Source organism: Paenibacillus senegalimassiliensis, assembly GCF_001486585.1.
In the GTDB taxonomy this organism is placed as follows: Bacteria; Bacillota; Bacilli; order Paenibacillales; family Paenibacillaceae; genus Fontibacillus; species Fontibacillus senegalimassiliensis.
The window spans coordinates 57,814-77,427 of the sequence record NZ_LN909037.1 but is presented as its reverse complement, the minus strand read 5'-3'; the positions used below and the strand labels follow the sequence as shown (position 1 = coordinate 77,427).

Annotated in this window: 27 protein-coding genes and 1 rRNA gene; 3 read left to right on the top strand and 25 right to left on the bottom strand. The window is 47.8% G+C overall.

The window, feature by feature from the left end:
- From BN3279_RS01575 to BN3279_RS01565, 3 genes are all read right to left on the bottom strand, one after another.
- Positions 1 to 219, bottom strand: a 16S ribosomal RNA gene (locus tag BN3279_RS01575); the annotation flags it as partial.
- 283 nt (positions 220 to 502) lie between these two features.
- Positions 503 to 733: a hypothetical protein gene (locus tag BN3279_RS01570; RefSeq protein WP_059048914.1), complete on the bottom strand. Its 231-nt coding sequence runs from the start codon at positions 731 to 733 to the stop codon at positions 503 to 505.
- 176 nt (positions 734 to 909) lie between these two features.
- The gene (locus BN3279_RS01565; RefSeq protein WP_232436727.1) at positions 910 to 1,536 is read right to left on the bottom strand and encodes a stage II sporulation protein M; all 627 of its coding nucleotides are present in this window, start codon (positions 1,534 to 1,536) and stop codon (positions 910 to 912) included.
- Between the two features lie 122 nt (positions 1,537 to 1,658).
- Here BN3279_RS01565 and pdaB point away from each other — a divergent pair, with 122 nt between their 5' ends.
- Positions 1,659 to 2,468, top strand: coding sequence for a polysaccharide deacetylase family sporulation protein PdaB (gene pdaB / locus BN3279_RS01560; RefSeq protein WP_059048913.1), 810 nt, complete (start codon positions 1,659 to 1,661; stop codon positions 2,466 to 2,468).
- A gap of 48 nt (positions 2,469 to 2,516) precedes the next feature.
- Here the strand turns inward: pdaB and BN3279_RS01555 are convergent, their stop codons facing one another.
- Entirely contained in the window at positions 2,517 to 3,101 is a 585-nt protein-coding gene (locus tag BN3279_RS01555; protein WP_059048912.1) for a KinB-signaling pathway activation protein, read from the bottom strand.
- A 135-nt stretch (positions 3,102 to 3,236) separates the two neighbouring features.
- Here BN3279_RS01555 and gerD point away from each other — a divergent pair, with 135 nt between their 5' ends.
- The gene (gerD, locus tag BN3279_RS01550; protein ID WP_059048911.1) at positions 3,237 to 4,013 is read left to right on the top strand and encodes a spore germination lipoprotein GerD; all 777 of its coding nucleotides are present in this window, start codon (positions 3,237 to 3,239) and stop codon (positions 4,011 to 4,013) included.
- Positions 4,014 to 4,040: 27 nt separating this feature from the next.
- Here the strand turns inward: gerD and BN3279_RS01545 are convergent, their stop codons facing one another.
- The 6 genes from BN3279_RS01545 to BN3279_RS01520 form a co-directional block, all read right to left on the bottom strand.
- A complete protein-coding gene (locus BN3279_RS01545; protein WP_059048910.1) occupies positions 4,041 to 5,147 on the bottom strand; it encodes a P-loop NTPase in 1,107 nt (368 codons plus the stop codon).
- A gap of 59 nt (positions 5,148 to 5,206) precedes the next feature.
- Positions 5,207 to 5,977 (bottom strand): N-acetylmuramoyl-L-alanine amidase CwlD, encoded by a 771-nt coding sequence (cwlD, locus tag BN3279_RS01540; protein WP_059048909.1) that lies wholly within the window; start codon positions 5,975 to 5,977, stop codon positions 5,207 to 5,209.
- Positions 5,978 to 6,065: 88 nt separating this feature from the next.
- Positions 6,066 to 7,235 carry a sulfate adenylyltransferase gene (gene sat / locus BN3279_RS01535; protein WP_059048918.1) on the bottom strand — a complete coding sequence of 390 codons (1,170 nt, stop codon included), beginning with the start codon at positions 7,233 to 7,235 and terminating at the stop codon, positions 6,066 to 6,068.
- Between the two features lie 43 nt (positions 7,236 to 7,278).
- Positions 7,279 to 7,971, bottom strand: a complete 693-nt coding sequence (locus BN3279_RS01530) for a phosphoadenylyl-sulfate reductase (RefSeq protein ID WP_059048908.1) — start codon at positions 7,969 to 7,971, stop codon at positions 7,279 to 7,281.
- Between the two features lie 188 nt (positions 7,972 to 8,159).
- Positions 8,160 to 9,041, bottom strand: coding sequence for an FMN-binding protein (locus BN3279_RS01525; RefSeq protein WP_232436728.1), 882 nt, complete (start codon positions 9,039 to 9,041; stop codon positions 8,160 to 8,162).
- Positions 9,042 to 9,154: 113 nt separating this feature from the next.
- Positions 9,155 to 10,063 carry a helix-turn-helix transcriptional regulator gene (locus BN3279_RS01520; RefSeq protein ID WP_059048906.1) on the bottom strand — a complete coding sequence of 303 codons (909 nt, stop codon included), beginning with the start codon at positions 10,061 to 10,063 and terminating at the stop codon, positions 9,155 to 9,157.
- A 105-nt stretch (positions 10,064 to 10,168) separates the two neighbouring features.
- Here BN3279_RS01520 and BN3279_RS01515 point away from each other — a divergent pair, with 105 nt between their 5' ends.
- Positions 10,169 to 10,630 carry a VOC family protein gene (locus tag BN3279_RS01515; protein ID WP_059048905.1) on the top strand — a complete coding sequence of 154 codons (462 nt, stop codon included), beginning with the start codon at positions 10,169 to 10,171 and terminating at the stop codon, positions 10,628 to 10,630.
- Positions 10,631 to 10,784: 154 nt separating this feature from the next.
- Here the strand turns inward: BN3279_RS01515 and rpsI are convergent, their stop codons facing one another.
- The 15 genes from rpsI to rplO form a co-directional block, all read right to left on the bottom strand.
- Entirely contained in the window at positions 10,785 to 11,177 is a 393-nt protein-coding gene (gene rpsI / locus BN3279_RS01510) for a 30S ribosomal protein S9 (RefSeq protein ID WP_059048904.1), read from the bottom strand.
- A 19-nt stretch (positions 11,178 to 11,196) separates the two neighbouring features.
- Entirely contained in the window at positions 11,197 to 11,634 is a 438-nt protein-coding gene (rplM, locus tag BN3279_RS01505) for a 50S ribosomal protein L13 (RefSeq protein WP_059048903.1), read from the bottom strand.
- Positions 11,635 to 11,880: 246 nt separating this feature from the next.
- Entirely contained in the window at positions 11,881 to 12,210 is a 330-nt protein-coding gene (locus BN3279_RS01500; RefSeq protein ID WP_059048902.1) for a TFIIB-type zinc ribbon-containing protein, read from the bottom strand.
- Positions 12,211 to 12,296: 86 nt separating this feature from the next.
- Positions 12,297 to 13,082: a tRNA pseudouridine(38-40) synthase TruA gene (gene truA / locus BN3279_RS01495; protein ID WP_059048901.1), complete on the bottom strand. Its 786-nt coding sequence runs from the start codon at positions 13,080 to 13,082 to the stop codon at positions 12,297 to 12,299.
- Between the two features lie 129 nt (positions 13,083 to 13,211).
- Entirely contained in the window at positions 13,212 to 13,577 is a 366-nt protein-coding gene (gene rplQ / locus BN3279_RS01490; protein ID WP_018753967.1) for a 50S ribosomal protein L17, read from the bottom strand.
- Positions 13,578 to 13,614: 37 nt separating this feature from the next.
- Positions 13,615 to 14,559, bottom strand: a complete 945-nt coding sequence (locus tag BN3279_RS01485) for a DNA-directed RNA polymerase subunit alpha (RefSeq protein ID WP_018753968.1) — start codon at positions 14,557 to 14,559, stop codon at positions 13,615 to 13,617.
- 131 nt (positions 14,560 to 14,690) lie between these two features.
- The gene (gene rpsK / locus BN3279_RS01480; protein ID WP_059048900.1) at positions 14,691 to 15,086 is read right to left on the bottom strand and encodes a 30S ribosomal protein S11; all 396 of its coding nucleotides are present in this window, start codon (positions 15,084 to 15,086) and stop codon (positions 14,691 to 14,693) included.
- A 19-nt stretch (positions 15,087 to 15,105) separates the two neighbouring features.
- On the bottom strand, positions 15,106 to 15,474 hold the full coding sequence (gene rpsM / locus BN3279_RS01475) for a 30S ribosomal protein S13 (protein ID WP_036712625.1): 369 nt from the start codon (positions 15,472 to 15,474) through the stop codon (positions 15,106 to 15,108).
- A 20-nt stretch (positions 15,475 to 15,494) separates the two neighbouring features.
- Positions 15,495 to 15,608: a 50S ribosomal protein L36 gene (gene rpmJ, locus BN3279_RS01470; RefSeq protein ID WP_003333770.1), complete on the bottom strand. Its 114-nt coding sequence runs from the start codon at positions 15,606 to 15,608 to the stop codon at positions 15,495 to 15,497.
- A gap of 192 nt (positions 15,609 to 15,800) precedes the next feature.
- Positions 15,801 to 16,016: a translation initiation factor IF-1 gene (gene infA / locus BN3279_RS01465; protein WP_018753971.1), complete on the bottom strand. Its 216-nt coding sequence runs from the start codon at positions 16,014 to 16,016 to the stop codon at positions 15,801 to 15,803.
- Between the two features lie 2 nt (positions 16,017 to 16,018).
- Entirely contained in the window at positions 16,019 to 16,333 is a 315-nt protein-coding gene (locus BN3279_RS01460; protein WP_059048899.1) for a KOW domain-containing RNA-binding protein, read from the bottom strand.
- Positions 16,334 to 16,336: 3 nt separating this feature from the next.
- Positions 16,337 to 17,089: a type I methionyl aminopeptidase gene (gene map / locus BN3279_RS01455; protein WP_059048898.1), complete on the bottom strand. Its 753-nt coding sequence runs from the start codon at positions 17,087 to 17,089 to the stop codon at positions 16,337 to 16,339.
- Between the two features lie 5 nt (positions 17,090 to 17,094).
- Positions 17,095 to 17,739, bottom strand: a complete 645-nt coding sequence (locus tag BN3279_RS01450; RefSeq protein WP_059048897.1) for an adenylate kinase — start codon at positions 17,737 to 17,739, stop codon at positions 17,095 to 17,097.
- Between the two features lie 96 nt (positions 17,740 to 17,835).
- Positions 17,836 to 19,137, bottom strand: a complete 1,302-nt coding sequence (gene secY / locus BN3279_RS01445) for a preprotein translocase subunit SecY (RefSeq protein ID WP_059048896.1) — start codon at positions 19,135 to 19,137, stop codon at positions 17,836 to 17,838.
- The gene (gene rplO / locus BN3279_RS01440; protein ID WP_059048895.1) at positions 19,137 to 19,577 is read right to left on the bottom strand and encodes a 50S ribosomal protein L15; all 441 of its coding nucleotides are present in this window, start codon (positions 19,575 to 19,577) and stop codon (positions 19,137 to 19,139) included. Before rplO ends, secY begins: the two co-directional genes overlap by 1 nt.
- Between the last annotated feature and the right edge of the window lie 37 nt (positions 19,578 to 19,614).

Below are 19,614 nucleotides of genomic sequence, written 5' to 3'. Positions count from 1 at the left end.
TCCGTCTTTCCCAAGTCTCCCATGCGAGAGGCTTGCGTATCCGGTATTAGCTAACGTTTCCGTTAGTTATCCCAGGCTTACAGGCAGGTTACCTACGTGTTACTCACCCGTCCGCCGCTAAGTTATTCAGGAGCAAGCTCCCCAATAACTCCGCTCGACTTGCATGTATTAGGCACGCCGCCAGCGTTCGTCCTGAGCCAGGATCAAACTCTCCAATAAAGTGTTTGACTTGCTCATGTAAACTTGCTGACGAGAACTTTCGTTCTCTTTATTTCTTACTCACTCGTTGTTCAGTTTTCAAAGATCAACTTGCTTTTTCTTCATCACCGCGTTTCAGCGGCGACTTTTATAATATATCACAGGCAATGCTGTTTTTGCAAGAGTTTTTTTGAAAAAACTTATTTAACTCTTTTTCGCTTAGCCTGTAGCTCATCCCGCCCAAAGCAGGGACGAATGCTAATTTAACATAAGCTTCGCCCTGCCGTCAACTCCTAATTTCATATTAAGGCTTTGCTTGTGGAAGACGTACCCGGCGAGCATATTTAGATAGCTCTCGTGAAGGAGCAAACCGGGCATACATTCGGAACACCGTTTTGTATCTGTTGGCGATGGCCTCGCGTATATCCTGATCCAGCCGCATATCGCTCATATCGAGTAACATTTCATCTAACTCTTTTCTAAGCACATAGTCCAATTCCTTGTATTCATGGTCGGTAAATAGCATGCCCAACATTGCGCAACATCTCCTCGCTCAGCATAGTTATCCGGTACAGGCCACGGGGAACGTCGTTATCAAACATTACCCTCTCCCCCTAAGCCGAAACCAACTTCTAAAGGCGCTTTAATGGTATGCACATATTTTGGGAAAATTATGAATGCAGAACAAAAGTTTTATCCCATGAATTAGAATTAGGATGAGGCGCCTCCCATTAGATAAAAGGTTAAGGTGCTTTCCACGATAGCGGCCACCAGCAGCAATATAACGATCCACACTGCACCACGCCCCAGACTGATAAAGAACTCCCGCCATTTCACCGTCCGGTCGGAAGCATCTCTCGCTCCAAGCTCACCCAGACTCTTCAAGCCTAGATAACCGAACTGCATGCCAAAGCCTGCAGCCAGAAGTATAGCCGGAATCTCGATGATGCCATGCGGCAGCAGTCCGCGTACAATCATCTCCAGTACATTTGCCCCGCCGGAGCCTGCATAGGCAACCACAAAGCCCAATATAATGCCATTCATAAGCAGAAAGAAAAACGGAATGACGCCCAGCAAAGCTCCAAGCAGCATGATGGCTACGCTTTTGATGGCATTATTCGCAAATATAAAGAGAAAAAAGCTGACTTCAGGATTGTCCGAAGCCGCCAGGTTGCGGCTATGCTCACCCAGACGCTCAATTTCTGGCATCACCAGGTCAGCAATGGACTCAACATTACTAGCTCCCACGAAAGCTCCCGCCGCAAAAATAATCAAAGCAATAAACATCGCTGTTCTATATTTCAGTATGTCTCGGCCAAAATGCCGGATTGAGAACATTTTATCTCCTCCTTCTATGTTGTAGGGACAAGGACGTCATAAAGCTTGGATAATCGCATACATTGTACAAGCGGACCAGTTCCATATCATTCATTCTGATGAAGAGAGGGGCTTATTATTTCATGAACAACTTCTTCTATGTCCTGAGCGGGAAGAAAATCAAGCGGTTTTTCTTTGTATTTGTTGCAGCCCTGTTTACGGCCGGCATCATTTACGTAGAGCAGGGACACGTAACCGTGTTCTCCGAGGAGGGCGCACCATCGGCCATCTATAGTGTGTCCACAAGCAAAAAAGTCATTGCCCTGACCTTCGATATCAGTTGGGGCGATACGCGGGCTGAACCCATCCTCAAGGTGCTTAAGGATAAGAATGTGCAGAAGGCCACCTTCTTCCTGTCCTCCCCCTGGAGTAAAACCCATCCGCAAATTGTGCAAGCCATCCAGCAGCAGGGATACGAAATTGGCAGCCATGGGCATAAGCACGTCAATTACAGCAGCTTAAGTGATGAGGAAATACAGCAACAGCTTAGCGCAGCTCACACCATCCTGAGCGATTTGACGGGCAAGGCTCCGAATTTGCTCCGTTTGCCCAATGGAGACTTCGATAAGCGAGTGCTTCAGATTGCTGCGAATCAGGGATACCAAGTCATTCAATGGGATACCGATTCCCAGGACTGGATGAACAAAGGCGTGCAAACGATTGTGGACCGTGTTACTAAGAAAGCCCACCCCGGCGATATCGTCTTGTTCCATGCTAGCGATTCCGTTAAGCAGACCCATGAGGCACTGCCGCTGGTAATTGATGAATTAAGAAAGCAAGGATACGAATTCGTCAGCGTGACCGACCTACTTCAGGAAGCCAGCGTCCAAGGCAATGATGTTCGAGATCAAACCTGGCTGCAAGAGCAGATCAATACAGCGGTCGGTATGTAGATGTGAAGACAAACAGCGCCCACCTTTCCAGACCGGGCGTTGTTTTGTTTATTTTCCAGGCTTCAAAACCCGGTGCAAAATCAAAATCTGATAAGCGTTACAAGCAATCAAAGGTGCAACAATCCAGGCCGTAGCTTGATTGACATTAATCTGCAATACACCCACCATCTCCACGATGGTGAACGCGAGCATAAAGAACAAAGTAGGAATCCAGGCCGTAGCATTAGTCATCCTAACCTTGTAATAGGCAGTGCCTAGCCCGATGAACAGCAGCACCACGCCTAAGATGAGATCGGAATTCCCCCGCTCACCCACCCCCATGAAGCTGCGGAAGAACATTAATTCCAACAGAGCCAAAACGGCAAACACCAGTTGAATGTACTGCCATACTCTTCTGGAGAATATGCCACTCCCCATGTAGTTGACCATCAAATAAGCAAAAAAGCCCATTTGCGAATAAACGCTGACCATCACGCCAACACCAAGTAAAATTCCGATATTGACGAGCACGTCAGTGATTCCCTTATACTGCATCGTATCTGTCCATTGTATCAGCAGACCTACGATCAACGAACCGGCCGCACCAACGGCCAGCGTTGTCCAGAATAAATAAAGCCAATTTTTCAGGTTCAAACCATACACCCCCACTACCGAAATATTTTACCAACGATCCCGTTAAAAAACCATGGTTTTCCCGCTTTTGGTCGGGATAAATCTGCCGTGAGTCTGCATACTAACCTTAGTAATAAGGATAAGGAGGAAGGGACCATGAAAGGGCGGGCTATCCGTTGGATTTTATGCTTCTTATGTGCATTTACTCTTCCGTTAGCAGCATGCGGTTCTGAACAAAGCTCCTCCTCTTCACAGGGCGGCAGCTATAAAGAAACCAAATCCATGGTGATTGACATCCTCAAGACGGATGAAGGCAAGAAGGCCATATATGAGGCACTCAGCACTCCTCAGAGCAGTAGTGGCGAAGGGGAAGGCGGCGGCGGTTCGGAAAGTGGAAGCGGCGGTGGAGAAGAAGGCCAAGGTGGAGAACAAGCGCAAGGCGGAGGGACTATGGGTGTGAAGATGCTCCTCCCTTCCAACACTTCCAGTGAGGTTAGAATGGCAGTCAAGGAAACGATCACTTCTCCAGAATATAAGAAGGAAATCGAGAAGATCATGACTGACCCGCAATTTGCCGGGGATTTTGCCAAAGCCATCAATTCTCAGAGCAAGGATCTGCATCTGCAATTAATCAAGGACCCTACGTATCAGAAGTCGGTATCCGAGATGATGAAATCTCCGGAAGTCATGAAGATATTTCTCGATCTAACCAAGACGCCGGATTACCGTAAGCAATCCATGACGGTGATGCAGGAAGCGATGCAAAGTCCTATATTCCGTATGGAAGTGCTTGAGCTGTTGAAGACCGTCGTTCAGGAACAGCTTCAGCCAAGTGTGGAGAAGGAGCCTAAGAAAGAGGAAAAGAGTGGCGGCGAAGAAGAAAGTGGACAAAGTGAAGAGGAAAGCAGCGGTGGTGGAGAAGAATCTTCTTAAGGTTAAAAAAAGACTGACCCTACGGGGTCAGTCTTCGCATTTTGCCATGATGGTTCGGGCCAGATCATCATATAATTGGCCAACCGGGCTTGCTGCCTTATAAACAGATGGGGAGAAGTCTGGCTCCGCGGGATGATTATCCGGCGCCCCAAGCGGAATTTGGGCCAACAATTCCGTATGCAACGCTTCGGCCAATTGCGCCCCACCGCCACGTCCGAATACATATTCCTTCTCTCCACATTTGGAGCATTCATAATAAGCCATATTCTCGACCACGCCCAGCACTTCATGCTCGGTGCGTATTGCCATCGTACCCGCTCTGGCAGCTACGAAAGCAGCCGTTGCATGCGGGGTTGTCACAATGATCTCCCGGCTATGCGGAATCATCTGATGGACGTCCAGGGCGATGTCTCCCGTTCCAGGCGGAAAGTCCAGCAGCAGGTAATCCAGCTCCCCCCACCGCACATCACTGAAGAACTGACGTAGCATTTTGCCAAGCATAGGTCCTCTCCAGATGACAGGATTATTGTCCTGGATAAAGAATCCCATCGACATCACCTTCACGCCGAACCGTTCCACCGGTACAATATCCCCTTCATCAACTAACGGAGCTTCTTCAATTCCCATCATATCGGGAATACTGAAGCCATAAATATCTGCATCAATGAGTCCAACCTTCTTGCCTTGCCGGGCCAAGGATACCGCCAGGTTCACCGTCACGGTAGATTTGCCGACGCCTCCCTTGCCGCTGGCCACGGCTATGAACTGCACACCTGACCTCGGATCGAGAATTGGCAAGTGCTCTAGCCCTGCGCCATGCCCCTTAAGGGCTGGCTGACGAGCTTCTTCTTCATCTACAGGCTCCGGCCCCAATGCCGCCACGCGCTCTTGCTCAGACGCTTCACGGACACGCAGATGGACATCCGGAATACCCAGGCCAGATAGCCGATCACGAATATCTTGCTCCACCTCAGCCTGTTGTTCACTATTTTTGTCTACACACAGTACGGTTAACGATACTCTGTCTTCTTTAATCATGATATCGCGAATCCACTGCAAGTCCACCAGACTTAATCCGGAAGCAGGCTCCGCAACTGGCCGCAAAGCCGCTTGAAGTTGTTCCTTCGTTACCAATAACAGCACCTCGACTTTATCAGATAATGGACAGGTCCATGATGTTGTTTATTATACCATTACCTGACATCCTGTGCCGGGGTTTGTCCCTTCTCGCCGGATGAATATCGCAAAATCCCTTGATAAATGGAAGCCGCCACCTTGCGTTGATAAACCTCATTGCCAAGCAGACGTGCTTCTTCAGGGTGAGACAGGAACCCTACTTCAATCAGTACGGATGGAATCTTAACCATCTCCAGCAAGTACACCTTCTGATCCGCCGGCTTGGCGACCCGATCCGTATTTTCCAAGTTCCGGGTCAACTCCTCCTGAACCATCGCAGCCAGGCCTGGACTATCAGCATGATTGGGATAATAGAAGGTTTGAGCCCCATGCCAGCGTGGCGAAGGTATGCTGTTCATATGAATGCTCACCAACAAGTTAGCTTGCTGTTCCTCTACAAACCGAACCCGGGTCTTCAGGTCCTCTGTCTTGCGCTTACTATATCCTCTTGTATCCGGAGCAGCAAGGTCCTTATCCTCTTCACGGGTCATGACCACAATAGCACCAGCTTGCTGTAAATAATCACGAAGGTATAGAGACACGGCCAGGTTAATATCCTTCTCAATCAACCCCTCGCGACTACTCGCTCCCCCATCCGGTCCACCATGCCCTGCATCCAGAACAATCACCTTCCCGGCCAGCGGCAGGCTCCAATACTTCCATACTTTCTGAGTAGGCACCTGATAAAGGGCGACCCCCATCACCAGCGCTAATAGCAAGACACCCAATAATGTCAGCTTAATATGACTCAAGGAAATCCATACCGTCACTTTCTCACGATCGCGCATAAAAAAGCCACCTCTCTCCTTCATGACATTACTCATGATATGGGACAAGGTGGACAAATATGACTTACTACTTGCGGTTATTACGTAGTTACTGAGGTACCTGCTGTTTCATTCCTTCAATCAAGATTTGAGCCACCTCAGGTCTTGTAAATTCTGGCGGTGGGCACACCCCTTCGCGCAGCAGTCCTCGCACCTTGGTGCCAGATAACGTTAAGTGATCTTCGTGCGGATGAGGACAGGTCTTGCTCGAAGCCATGTTGCCGCATTTGGTACAAAAAAAGCTATGCTCAAAAAACAGCGGTGATATATCCAGCTCCTCCGGTGTAAAGTTACTGAAAATCTCCTGGGCCTCGTAGGTCCCGTAGTAGTCGCCTACACCGGCATGGTCCCTGCCTACGATGAAGTGCGTACAGCCATAATTCTTCCGCACAATGGCATGGAATATGGCTTCCCTTGGCCCAGCATAACGCATAGCCGCAGGGAATACCCCCAGAAAAGTCCGATCCTCAGGGTAATAGTTCGCCAGCAAAGCCAAATAACTGCTCATGCGCACATCTGCAGGAACATCATCGGATTTCGTCTCCCCTACCAACGGATTCAGAAATAACGCATCAACTATTTCCATCGCACTCTTCTGAATATATTCATGGGCCCGATGTACAGGATTACGGGTTTGAAAGCCAACAACGGTTCTCCACCCTTTCTCAGCAAAAATACGCCGAGTCTCCGCCGGGTCGAAATAAAATTCCCGGAAGCGCTCCGGCTGTGGACGATTCAGCACTTGTACGGAACCACCTGCATAATGAGGAGAACGTTCAAGCAACTTCTTGACACCGGGATGCTCAGGATCATCGGTCTTGAATACATTTCGCGCTTCTTCTCCCTGATCCACAGTGAAGATACTCTCAATGTCCAGCAGGCCGTATATAATTCCATCTTGTTCCCCCACTAGGGCAACACGCTCACCTATTTCCAGTGCCTTGGCTTGCTCCCCAGGAATAGAGAGGGTGATAGGAATACTCCAGGGGGTACCATCCTTAAGCCGCATCCGCTGCACTACAGAGCGATAGTCGGCTTCGTTCAAGAAGCCAGTTAACGGTGAGAAGGCCCCTACTCCAATCAAATCCAAATCGGAAATGGCCCAGGTATTGAGGCGGATGGTGGGAAGCCCTCCGGCCAGGCTGAGAAGACGTTCTCTCTCCTCCCCCGTCACTAACCGATTAATCAGGCTGCCTCCATGCGGTAGAATCCTCGTCACTTGATCTCCTCCAGTCATGATTTCCATGGAACCGTCTTCTGTACTACTTGTGCAGACCGCATTCCGTTTTCTCCGATCCAGACCAACGTCCTGCACGCGGATCCTCTCCAGGCATGACTTGCCGCGTACAATACTCACAACCAATACTCGGATAATTGCGCTCATGCAATGGGTTGTATATGACTTCATTCTGCCGAATATATTGCCATACATCTTCGGATGTCCAATGAGCTATAGGATTAAATTTGATGAGGCCAAATTTGCTGTCATATTCTATCTTCTTGGCGTTAGCCCGAGTTGGCGCTTGATCCCGGCGTATTCCGGTAATCCATGCCTCATAATTGGATAAGATTCGGGTTAGCGGCTCAACCTTCCGCAGGTTACAGCATGTATTAGGATCTGTCTTCCAAAGTGCTTCGCCATACTGATGTGCCTGCTCTTCCGGAGTTAACTTGGGCGATACCCGCACAAATTCAAGCTCATACCTAGCCTGTAGCAAATCACGAGTTGCGTAGGTCTCTGCAAAGTGAAAATCGGTATCCAGGTAAAAAATATCACTGGAAGGGCTGATCTTCTGCAGCATATCGACCAACACGACATCCTCCGCACCGAAGCTACAGGCAAAGGTGATGTTCGGAAAGGTTTGGACAGCCCAGGCAATGACTTCTTCCGGGGTAGCCTGCTCCAGTTCCTCCGCCTTCTCTTCAATGAGCCGTTCTTTTTCCAACAAGTTCAATGTTCTCGGACCTCCCACAATAGGTTGGTTATAGATGGTATAATTCCCACTAAACACATTTGAATTATAATTAGAGTATAAAACAACATCGCTATAAGTCAACCCATAAAAAGGGACAGACATCAAAAAAAGGATCTGCCCCTGAATATCAGGAAGCCGATCCTTAGTTCATCTAACTTTGTACTTGATTACTCTTCAATCTTGATGGCATGCTCCGAGGTATCTCCGACTTCTGCCATTTCATCCAAAGCATATTCTACAAGGGCTTTGAAGTTATTGGAGGATGTAGTCGCTCCTGCAATGACATCCACATCGCCAACCAATTGCTTATCAACCAGTGCCTTCTCCAGCTCCTCCGTATACTTGGCCGGATAAGTCCCCGATTTAGGCTCCATTGCCGCCTTATAGCCCTCATCCTCTGTCTTAAGCTTACCTTCCTCATTCGTATAGTCGAAGTTGGCCGATTCAATCTTGTGATCCTTAATCACCAGTTCCAGTTGGGGCTTCCAGCCATGATCATCAAAGGCTTCGGCCGCTACTTTATAAGTGCCATCGTCATATAGATTAACTACAGCATCATTGGTATCACCTGTCTTGGCATGCTCCAGAGCCGCAGCCGCCAACTCATTGAAGTTCCGTGAGGAATGGGTTGCTCCAGTCACAGCATCTACCTTAGACGCATCCTGAACCTCCACGAGCTTGGTTCCCAGTTGATCAAAGGCTTCACGCGGTGACATTTTATTGAAATCAGTAAATGCCTTGGTGTAGTTCTCGTCGTTGGTTCTCAAATCTCCACTTTCATTGGTGTAATCATAATAGGCCTGCTCGACCTTCCCGTCCTTCACTGTAACTTCAACGTATGCAATCCAGTTTCTTACGTCTTTACGGTCATAAATTCCTTTATAGGTTCCATCTTGCAAATCTCCACCAGCCGCTGTACCGCTCGCTGGAGCTGCCGCATCATTACCGCCGCCGTTGCCCGCAGCAGCATTGTTTGCAGGTTCTTGAGCGTTGCCACCACAAGCGGCAAGCGCCAAGGCAAGGATGAGCATAGATCCGATTACTTTCATATTTTTCAAGATAAAGACCCCCATTTTTTTACATTGTTGTTATTTCACCTAGATCGTATCATGGGGCGATTTTCATGTATGTGAATTTTTGCACATAATAAAGGACTCGAAGCTTAATAAGCCTCAAGCATGGCAGCCAAGAATGCTTTGTATTGCTCCACATAGGACAAAGGCTCAATAATCTTAATGTCTGACCCGAACCCAGCCAAGAATTGAAACCCCTCCCGATCCTGAGGAACGCCAATTGAGGCGATCAGACGCTCCGGATTAGAGGCATCAATACATTTGCGGCCATATCTCTCAATCAATTGTTCTCTGATACGCAGTGTGATCAGCACTTGGATATCGACGAGCTTGCTGTAATAATTCTTTGGCTCCAGATTGCTGGCACTATCCTCTCTTGGGGAGAATCTACCCTTTTCCAATCTGCATTGCTCGGTTCTTGACAATTTGAATGTTCGGTATGCCTGACGCTCAAGGCAATAACCTTTGAGATACCAACTTTGCTCGCTGAAATGAAGAAAATAAGGCTCCACCGTCCTTTTTGTAGCGACTCCGTTCCGATCCAGATAGTCGAAAGAAAGCAAATTGTTTTGCGCAATGGCCTGCTGACATACATTCAGAATGGAATGGGTGTCTGACCGACCTTCCCAATCGTAGAAGGAAAGTTGAATAACTCCCTTACGTGAGGTAGAGCTAAGCATGGATTGTATTTTCTTAATCGTTAGCTCCACTTCTTTACTCACCAGCAATTGCTCCAGTCCGCTAAGTGCAGTCAACACATTCTCCAGGTCTGCTTGAGTTAACAAGCGCTTATCCAATTTATAGGTATCCATAATGGCATAGCCCCCATGAACGCCATGAATGGCATAAATCGGAATGTTAGCTAAGCCCAGCATATCCATGTCACGAAGAATCGTGCGTTTGCTAACATTGAACATATTGGCAAACGCCGAGGCTGACACTGTATTTTTTTGCAGTAAAATCATCACGATAGAGATCAATCGCTCCAGTCTGTTCATTCGTGCCTCCTGGTATTACTTTTTATCCTACTGCAGAATAGATGACAATAAAGCTGTCACCTATTATACCTCATACTGTCTATATACAAAAAAGGAGGTATTACAATGGCAGTAATAACGTATTTGAATTTTGAGGGAAATGCAGAGGAAGCAATTCATTTTTATACTCTGGCGTTTCAAGCCGATCGTGTAAAGAAGGTTCGTTTTGGTGACATTCCGCAGAATCCTGAGTTCCCCTTACCGGAGCAAGAGCAGGCTATGATTATGGAATCATCTCTGGAGTTTGCTGGGGGACGATTGATGATATCCGACGTGTTACCGTCTATGAAGAGTACCATGGGTGAGGTGGTGAAGGGGAACAATGTAATAATCTCTATTGTAATTGATGACAAAGATGCGCTTAAGCAATATTTTGACCAATTGTCCGATGGTGGGCATGTAATTATGCCGTTGGGGAAGGTTCCCTGGTCCTCCTGCTTCGGCATGCTGGTTGATCCTTTCGGTATCGTATGGAAATTCAATAGCGATGCGGACAAGTTCCTTGATCAGGTGTTAGCGGGCTCTTAAGGAATAGGATAGGTATTTTCCAAATTAATTTTTATCAGAGCTTGCCCCTACGTCATCCTTGATGATTTTGGGACAGGCTCTTTTAGTGTGCCTAAAAAACAAAGCCCCTGACCACGAGGGCCAAGGGCTGAGATTCCTTGATGTACAAGGGATATTAACGTTTCGAGAACTGAGGAGCACGGCGAGCTGCTTTAAGGCCGTATTTCTTACGTTCTTTCATACGTGGGTCACGAGTCAAGAAGCCAGCTTTCTTCAAGCTGGAACGCAACTCAGGATCTGCTTTGAGCAATGCACGGGAGATACCGTGACGAATTGCACCTGCTTGACCAGACGTACCGCCACCATGAGCGATAACCAATACGTCATAGCTACCCAGTGTTTCAGTCAAAGTCAAAGGTTGTTTAACGATCAGTTTAAGAGTTTCCAGACCAAAATATTCATTGATGTCACGTTTATTAATGACAATGCGTCCTTCACCCGGTACAAGGCGAACACGAGCTACCGAATGTTTACGACGACCTGTCCCATAGTATTGTACTTGTGCCATGAAACTGTCCTCCTTTTAATTAACCGCGAAGTTCGTAAACTTCAGGATTTTGTGCTGCGTGTGGATGCTCAGTGCCTGCATATGCTTTCAGTCTCAGCTTCATCTTCTCGCCTTGACGAGTTTTAGGCAACATTCCGTAAACAGCGGCTTCAATTACACGTTCTGGCTTAGTTCTCAGCATATCCTTAGCAACGGTTACTTTCAAACCGCCTGGATGCAGGGAATGACGATAGTATTTTTTGTTATCCAATTTCTTACCTGTCAAAGCAATTTTCTCGGAGTTGATTACGATAACAAAGTCACCGCCGTCAACGTGTGGAGTAAATTGTGGTTTGTGTTTACCGCGAATAAGAGCAGCAACTTCGCTAGCCAGACGGCCCAGCGTTTTGCCTTCGGCATCAACAATATGCCAATTGCGCTCAACTTCGCTTGGCTTCGCCATATAAGTGGTACGCATGTAAAGATCCTCCTTCAATTTCGTCCGTTATGGTTCAGTAATGCTGAGAACGATCTTGCTCTTCGGGTACATGACCTTCTCAGCATCTTTATCTTTGATCGTTTCATTTCATGTTTGATTAGTTAATAAAACTAGCTCAATCGGCTTTCTCGATTGGGGGCTGTGGGATAGCCATCAAGAAAACACAACTTTTATTTTACAGAATACAGAATCAATTTGCAAGCTTTTTTTCGCAAATTACGCCTGTTAATCAAACAAATCGCCAAACACGTCTAGCACTGATTTTTTCTTTCGCTTGTGATACCCCTTATCGTCCCCATACCGTGTCTCCTTGCGGTCAAACGAACGTGGAACATCCTCATCGTAGTCTGGATGACGTGATTCTCTCGGGCGATCATATTCCCGCTCATCATACCACTCGTTAAATGCCGGACGAATCTCGCGAATTTCCTTCATCAGCTTCTCCAGTTCCCCACGATCAAGCCATACCCCTTTGCATTCAGGGCAGACATCGATCAATACACCATCCTTCTCAACCTGTCTCATACGAACATCATTACATATCGGGCATCTCATGAAATTACCTCCTCAGGATGAACACATACTCACATTTTTAAATATTAAATATGTTACGTATGACACCTGCCAGGGTTTCACTCGAATTATTGATCCTCATACTCGACGTTCCAGAGCATAAGCCCTTTACTTTCAGCCGTTGGTCCAGCCGCTGCCCGGTCCTTCGCCTCCAGAATATCCTTCATACTTGCAGCAGAACGTTTTCCCTCTCCCACTTGCAGCAAAGTCCCTACGATAATACGCACCATATGCTGAAGGAACCCATTTCCCGTAATGTATAAATGGATGACCCCCTGGTCTTGTCCCTGGATTCGACTGCCGGGAATATCCATGGATGGGTCCATCACCAGACGTGCATCATATATAGTACGAACATGACTTGTCTTCGTAGAGTGACGGGAGGCAAACGAGGTGTAATCATGGGTTCCCAGTAAAAAGGGTAAGCCCTCACGCATCGCCTCTAAATCAAGCTTACCAGGATGATGAAGCTGGTAGTTGCGGTGGAACACATCTGGAACCCGATTAGCATTGATGGTGTATCGATAGGTCTTTCGCTTGGCTGATCGCCGGGAATGAAAGTCTAGTGGAACCTCCGTTGCAGAAATAACCCGAATGTCGGCAGGGAGGCGACCATTTAGCGCCATTCTCCAGCGTTCTACAGGAATCTGTGATTCCGTATGAAAGTGAAAGGGCTGCTCACGCGCATGCACTCCTGCATCTGTACGTCCGGAACCATGAATTTTAATGGTCTCTCCGGTAAGATGCTGGATGGCGGCTTCGATATGATCCTGCACCGTATTGCCGTCCGGCTGAGTTTGGAATCCAAAATAAGGCGTCCCATCATAGCTGACGGTCATAAGCAAATTACGCATCGGGTTCTTCCTTTCCAGGTCGATTAATCAAGCAATCCAGACATACATAAAAAAACTCTCCGAAAGCCATGCCTGGGCGGCAAGCCGACAGAGAGTTTTTGCAAGTAGAACAAAGTGGTCTGCCGGGAATTAAGCCCGGTCTACCAGTTCCAGATAAACCATAGGAGCAGCGTCACCGCGGCGAGGTCCCAGCTTGAGGATACGAGTGTATCCGCCTGGACGGCTGGAGTAACGAGTTGCGAGTTCACTGAACAGCTTTTGGATTGCATCCTGCTCACCATCGATAGATTCGCGGCGAACATAAGCTGCTACTTGACGACGGGCATGCAGATCACCACGTTTTGCTTTGGTAATCAGCTTCTCAGCGATCGAACGAACTTCTTTCGCTTTCGCTTCCGTCGTTTGGATGCGCTCGTATAAGAACAGGTCGGTTACCAAGTCACGAAACAAAGCTTTACGTGCGCTGGCATCGCGGCCCAACTTTTGGTATGCCATGAGTTTTCCCTCCTTCGCTAGAACGATTCAAGCTATCTTACTCTTCTGTACGCAATCCCAAACCAAGCTCTTCAAGCTTCTCTTGAACTTCTTCCAAAGATTTACGACCCAGGTTACGCACCTTCATCATATCTTCTTCCGTTTTCGTGGTCAGCTCTTGTACCGTATTAATGCCGGCACGTTTAAGACAGTTATAGGAACGAACGGAGAGATCAAGCTCTTCTATCGTCATTTCAAGCACTTTTTCCTTCTTGTCTTCTTCCTTCTCGACCATGATTTCTGCGTCTTTCGCTTCGTCCGTGAGGCCCACGAACAGGAAGAGATGCTCGGTCAAAATCTTTGCACCGAGACTAACCGCTTCTTCTGGTCTAATACTGCCATCGGTCCACACTTCAAGCGTGAGCTTGTCGTAGTTGGTCACTTGGCCAACACGGGTGTTCTCCACCGCGTAGTTGACGCGAGTAATCGGGGTATAGATCGAATCGACAGGAATGACACCAATCGGCTGATCGTCTCGTTTGTTCCGATCTGCTTGAACATAACCGCGACCGCGACCCGCATAAATACGCATGTGAAGTCTTGATCCCGGCTCTAACGTAGCAATATGCAGATCCGGATTAAGAATTTCAACATCACTATCCGCACGGATGTCACCTGCTGTGATGACTCCTTCGCCTTCCGCATCGATCTCAAGGATTTTCTCCTCGTCCGAGTGGATTTTAAGCGAGAGAGCCTTCAAGTTCAGGATAATTTCCGTAACGTCTTCCATTACGCCAGGGACGGTTGCAAATTCATGCAGAACTCCATCGATTTGGACCGAGGTTACCGCAGCACCCGGCAGAGAAGAGAGCAAAATCCGGCGAAGCGAGTTGCTCAATGTGATGCCATACCCACGCTCAAGTGGTTCTACTACAAATTTCCCATAGGTGCCTTCATCGTTAACTTCTACGGTCTCAATTTTTGGCTTTTCGATTTCTATCACGAAGTACCCCTCCTTCAAAACGTCGTTCCTTGAAAACTGCCAGGTTTGCTGAAGTCGATCATGCAGTATGCCTAAACAACCATTGTTACCAATTGGCCCTGTTGTTATACCACAGCTTCAGTACGGCTTCATTAAACGCGGCGGCGTTTTGGAGGACGGCAGCCGTTATGAGGAATCGGAGTTACGTCTTTAATCATGTTAACTTCAAGGCCTGCCGCTTGCAAGGAGCGGATAGCGGCTTCACGACCTGCACCAGGACCTTTAACCATAACTTCAACACTCTTCATGCCATGTTCCATAGCTGCTTTAGCCGCAGATTCTGCAGCCATTTGCGCAGCAAATGGAGTAGACTTACGAGAGCCTCTGAATCCAAGACCGCCGGAGCTGGCCCAAGAGATCGCATTACCATGCGGATCTGTAATGGTAACAATCGTATTATTGAAGGTGGAGCGGATATGTGCCACACCAGATTCAATATTTTTCCGGTCACGACGTTTAGTACGTACGACTTTTTTTGGTTTAGCCATTGTCTGTTATCCCCCCTTCTTACTTCTTCTTGTTCGCTACAGTACGACGAGGACCCTTACGAGTACGGGCATTCGTTTTCGTACGTTGTCCGCGAACCGGCAAGCCGCGACGATGACGCACTCCACGGTAGCAGCCAATTTCGATCAAACGTTTAATATTTAAGGAAATTTCACGACGCAGGTCACCTTCAACCTTGACCGTCTTGTCGATCGTTTCGCGTAGTTTGCTAACCTCATCTTCCGTCAAATCACGAACACGAGTGTCCGGATTGATGCCTGTTGTGCTCAGGATTTTCTGGGAAGTCGTTTTACCGATTCCGAAAATGTAAGTTAAGGCGATCTCAACGCGTTTATCACGTGGCAAATCCACACCAGCTATACGTGCCATTTTACGCTACACCCCCTTCATTAACCTTGTTTTTGTTTGTGTTTCGGATTTTCGCAAATCACCATGACATTGCCTTTGCGACGAATGACTTTGCATTTTTCGCAAATCGGCTTTACAGAAGGTCTTACCTTCATGCTGATTACCTCCTTAAAGTTTTGCTGAGCAAAACTACTTCGTAAGGATAAGCTTTGTTTTACATTAAGTAAAACGGACCCTGAAGCATCCGCTAGTTTGCGAAGCATTCTTAGGTTTGCAAATCAAAATATAACCTTGAAACAACTCAACCTGAATATTGTACCACACTTTTGTGGTAAATGGTATAGCTATTATTTACGGTAAGTGATACGTCCTTTGCTTAAATCATAAGGTGAAAGCTGTACCACTACCTTGTCTCCCGTCAAAATACGAATAAAGTGCATCCGCAGCTTTCCGGAAACGTGAGCGAGAATTTGATGACCATTCTCAAGCTCTACTTTAAATGTTGCATTCGGCAACGGCTCAATCACCGTGCCTTCGACTTCAATGACATCCTCTTTAGCCACAGTCAGTCTCCTTTCTCTTCAGCCATAGAATTGGCGGTATTTTGATAAACGACCACTGCATGGCGCAGTTTGCCGTTTGTCACCCGGCCGGTTTCCTGTAAATTATGAACAATCTCGCTGCTGACTATGGGCAGTAGCTCAAGGTGCTGGGCATTTTTACGCTTTGGCTGGTCAAACTTGCGTTTGTTTCCGTCCGCGATCCAGACGAATCTGTCGTCTACGATCCCGATAATCACATAAATAGCCCCGGCATCCCTGCCTTTAAGAACTTTCACTAATTGACCGATCTGCGGTTCTATGCGGTGCTTCACATTCATCACCTACGCATCCAGCTTCGTGAAAATTTCCATACCGTCCGGCGTCACGGCCACCGTGTGCTCAAAGTGAGCGCATAATGAGCCGTCAACCGTAACCACTGTCCAATTGTCTTCCAACGTTCTGACATATCGCTTCCCTACGTTAACCATCGGTTCGATGGCCAGGACCATTCCCGGCTTAAGCCGTGGGCCCCGATCAGGCAATCCATAGTTGGGAATTTGCGGTTCCTCGTGCAGATCCGAGCCGATGCCGTGTCCGACATATTCCCGAACCACCGAGAATCCGGCAGCTTCGATAAATTGCTGAATGGCATGCGAGATCGTGAACAACCGGACATCCGGCTTAACGAGTGCAAGACCCGCATACAGCGATCCTTCGGTGACTTCCAGCAGTTTCTTGGCTTCCTCCGAAATCTCGCCCACCGGATAAGTCCACGCTGAGTCGCCATGGAAACCACGGAACTCCGCGCCAATATCCAGAGTGATGATATCGCCTTCGTTCAATTTACGTTTGCCAGGAAAACCGTGTACCAATTCTTCGTTGACCGAAGCGCAAATGCTGTAAGGAAAACCGTTGTAGTCCTTAAAGGACGGCACGGCGCCCTGACTGCGAATGTATTTATCGGCGAGTTGATCGAGTTCCCCCGTCGTAACTCCTGGCTTAATCGATTGCGCCATAAGCCTGTGCGTTTCCGCAACGATCCGCCCCGCTTCTCTCATAAAGCCCAGTTCCGTTTCGGATTTACAAATGATCATTACACCTAACCTCGCAGTAATGATATGACTTCTTTCGAAACCATATCGATTTCCTGTTCGCCATTAACTTCGCGCAACAGGCCTTTATCTTCGTAAAACTTCAAAAGCGGTGCGGTTTTGTTGATATATTCGTCCAAACGAGTACCTACGCTCTCTTCATTATCATCAGAACGTTGGTAAAGCTCGCCGCCGCATTTATCACAAATCCCTTCCTGACCCGGAGGATTAAAGATCACATGATAAGTGGCACCGCAGGATTTACAAATCCGACGTCCGGTCAGCCGCGCTAGCAGCTTGTTCCGGTCCACTTTCAAGTTGATGACATGATCCAGCTTGCGACCCAGACCTTGTAGCAACTCCTCCAGCGATTCCGCTTGCGAAAGGGTTCTTGGAAAACCGTCCAATAAAAAACCTTTTTCGCAATCGGGCTGCTGCAAGCGTTCGCGCACGATCCCTACTGTCACATCATCAGGCACCAGAAGTCCCTGGTCCATATATTCCTTCGCTTTCATCCCCACTGGTGTTTGCTGTTTGATCGCCAGGCGAAATGCATCGCCGGTAGAGATATGAGGAATACCGAATTCGTTAACGATGACCTCGGCTTGTGTTCCCTTTCCTGCTCCGGGAGGTCCCATGAATAAAAGGTTCATGTCTTACGCTCCCTCCAAGACTCCTCTATAACAAGAAATAGCGCAGTTAGGTGCCAGGCAAGGCCGATTGAACAGCCCACTCCTGGTACCCACCGACTATTTATTGATGAAACCTTTATAGTGACGTTTGATCAATTGGCCTTCAATGGTCTTCATCGTATCAAGCGCAACGCCGATAACGATCAGAATTGAAGTACCGCCGATCAAAACCGTACGCGGTAGTCCGGCCAACGCTCCCAATCCCATAGGAAGGATGGAAATTGCGGCAAGGAACAACGCACCGGTCATCGTCAGACGGGTCAGGACCCGAGTGAGATAGGTTTCCGTCGTTTTCCCCGGGCGAATCCCCGGAATATATCCACCATTTTTCTTCATGTTCTCAGCCATTTGCTGCGGGTTCATCTGTACAAAAGTATAGAAGAACGTAAAGCCAATGATCATGACAACATAAAGCACCATTCCAAGCGGACGGTTAGTGGACAGGTTATTACTGATCCATTGCGCCCAGCCGTGTGTCGACCAGAAGCTGGCGATAACGACAGGGAATTGCAGCAAGGAAACCGCGAAAATAACCGGAATAACGCCGGCTGCATTGATTTTGAGCGGAATATGCGTATTCTGCCCGCCATACATTTTGTTACCTACCACGCGTTTTGCATATTGCACCGGAATTTTCCGGATTGCTTGTTGGACGTAAATTACGCCAATAACAATCAGTACGCAAACGAGTAAGATCGCGATTGACTTAACCACATTCATAAAGGTTTGGCCATCTACGATAAACTCGGATTGAGCAATCGTCGTGATATGTGTAGGGAACGAAGCAATGATCCCGGCAAAGATAATCAGCGAAATCCCGTTGCCGATCCCTTTATCCGTAATTTGCTCACCCAACCACATAAGGAACGACGTCCCCGCAGTCAACACAATAGCGATGACAAGATAGTCCGCAAAGGTTGCATTCGGTACCATTTGTGTACCATACAAACGGTTAAAGCCAATCGATGTAGCAAAGGATTGAATGATCGCCAAGATCACCGTACCGTAGCGGGTGATTTGGGCCATCTTTTTCTTACCATGCTCCCCTTGCTTGGCCCATTCCGCAAACTTCGGAATAACATCCATGGACAAGAGTTGCACGATAATGGAAGCCGTGATATAAGGCATAATCCCGAGAGCGAAAATGGAGAAATTCGCAAGTGCGCCCCCTGAGAAAGTGTTCAAGAAACCTAGCAAGTCGCTTCCTGCTGTATTGTTGGTTGCTTCAAATACATCTTTGTTCACACCTGGTACCGGAACGAAAGATCCAATCCGGTAGATCAGAAAGATAAACAACGTAAATAGGATACGCTGGCGCAGATCTTGAACGTGCCATATGTTCTTAATGGTTTTAAACATTAGATCACCTCGGTTTTACCGCCGGCAGCCTCGATTTTCTCTACCGCAGATTGAGAGAACTTATTCGCTTTAACTGTCAGTTTGACAGCAATTTCACCGTTGCCCAGAATCTTGATGCCGCTTTTCGCGTCTTTCACGATTCCTTGTTCAAACAACAGTTCAGGAGTAACTTCTGTATCCGCCGCAAAGTTGTTTAAATCCTCGATGTTCAAAATCGCATACTCTTTCCGCGTTGGATTAACAAACCCGCGTTTTGGCAAGCGACGATACAGCGGGTTCTGACCGCCTTCGAAGCCTGGACGCACACCACCGCCAGAACGGGAATTTTGACCCTTATGACCGCGTGTAGATGTTTTACCCATACCGCTACCTGTACCGCGACCCACGCGTTTGCGTTCGTGACGGGAGCCAGGTGCTGGGGATAGCTCATGTAACTTCATCGTTCGTTGCACCTCCTTATTTATTGTTGGCACTTAA